At 68.0% G+C, this 1,114-nt stretch carries 1 protein-coding gene; it reads right to left on the bottom strand.

The features are described 5' to 3' along the window. Nucleotides 1-911 (bottom strand): IS21 family transposase (gene istA / locus XH84_RS31785; RefSeq protein ID WP_245471911.1); only part of this gene is annotated, 911 nt, incomplete at its 3' end. Between the last annotated feature and the right edge of the window lie 203 nt (nucleotides 912-1,114).

Below are 1,114 nucleotides of genomic sequence, written 5' to 3'. Positions count from 1 at the left end.
CGCGTCACGCCGAGCCGCCGGATCGGCCGCTCCTCGTTGAGCCTGGTGAGCAACTCGCCGATCGCTGCGTTGACCTCGGCGAGGCTGTAGAAGACGCGGTGGCGCAGGCGGCCGAGCAGCCAGCGCTCGATGATGAGGACGGCCTGCTCGACCTTGGCCTTGTCGCGCGGCTTGCGAGGTCGCGCCGGCAAGACGGCCGTGCCGTAATGCGCAGCCATCTCCGCATAGGTGCGATTGATCTGCGGGTCGTAGAGGCTCGCCTTGATGACTGCGACTTTGGTGTTGTCAGGCACCAAGAGCGCCGGGACGCCGCCGATCGCCGCGAAGGCGCCAACATGGGCGCTGATCCAGTCGGCGAGCCCCTGCGTCCACGTCGCCTGCGCGTAGGTGAAGCTCGAGGCGCCGAGCACGGCGACGAAGATCTGCGCCGTCCTCCGCTCGCCGGTGAGGCGGTCGACCACCACCGGCACGCCGTCGCCCGCGTAGTCGACGAACAGCTTGTCGCCGGCCGCGTGCGCCTGGCGCATCGTCACCGACAGGCGTCCCTCCCAGGCGCGGTAAAGCTCGCAGAAGCGCGAGTACCGGTATCCGCCGGGCTCGGCGCCGATGTACTCCTCCCATAGGATCGACAGCGTCACGTGCTTGCGCTTGAGCTCGCGGTGCACCGCCGCCCAGTCGGGCTCGGCGATGCGGCGATGACCCTGCCGGTTACCGTTGCCGGTCTTGGCGAACAGGCGGGCCTCCAGGGCCGCGTCCGTGAGTTCGTCGGGCAACGGCCAGCTCAGGCCTGCGGCCTCGAACCGCCGGATGGTCAGCCGCACTGTCGAGGGCGCCGCGCCCATCCGCCGAGCAATCTCGCGGCTCGGCAGCCCAGCCGCCTTCATCCTGATCACATCGCGCACACGGCGCATCGCAAGCCTCTCCGTCGGCATCCAGGGTCCCCCTTCGCAAAACCGAAAGGTTGACCCTATGGGAGCCAGAAGAGGTCTCGTCACCCGGGCGACATCATCCCGGAATGGTGGGCGACATCATCTCGGAACGGGTGGGCGACTTCAAATCGGAATGGTGGGCGAGATCATCTCGGAATCCTGGGCGACATCGATCGGAATCCGCA

It is taken from the genome of Bradyrhizobium nanningense, assembly GCF_004114535.1.
GTDB lineage: Bacteria > Pseudomonadota > Alphaproteobacteria > Rhizobiales > Xanthobacteraceae > Bradyrhizobium > Bradyrhizobium nanningense.
Note: the sequence above shows the minus strand (reverse complement) of the source record. Positions and strands in the feature narration are given on the sequence as shown.